Raw genomic sequence first — 254 nt, 5'->3', positions numbered from 1 at the left:
TTTACGCGCCAGCTTCTTTGTGCTACTCTGCCAATCGAATGGCGGATTGGTCTGGGAGAAATACTCGAATTTCATCGCGAGCTGTATCAAATAAATACTGGATGATTTTGGTTAATCAACACGTGTGTTAATAAATACTACTTCTTTGATGGTATTGCGCCCTGTTTTTTGTAAGATGGCATTTAGGAATACCACCGTAATATCTTTATTTTTTTCACTACCAAATAGTTGCTTAAAGGCATAATCTACTTTCA

The 254-nt window shown here is 37.0% G+C and carries 1 protein-coding gene; it reads right to left on the bottom strand.

The genetic code is table 11. The features are described 5' to 3' along the window. Positions 1 to 111: 111 nt before the first annotated feature. On the bottom strand, positions 112 to 254 hold a 143-nt coding region (locus DDE80_RS15660; protein ID WP_201261557.1), incomplete at its 5' end, for a PD-(D/E)XK nuclease family transposase.

This window comes from Metalysinibacillus jejuensis (genome assembly GCF_003057615.1).
In the GTDB taxonomy this organism is placed as follows: Bacteria; Bacillota; Bacilli; order Bacillales_A; family Planococcaceae; genus Metalysinibacillus; species Metalysinibacillus jejuensis.
This window is presented reverse-complemented; position numbering and strand designations above follow the sequence as displayed.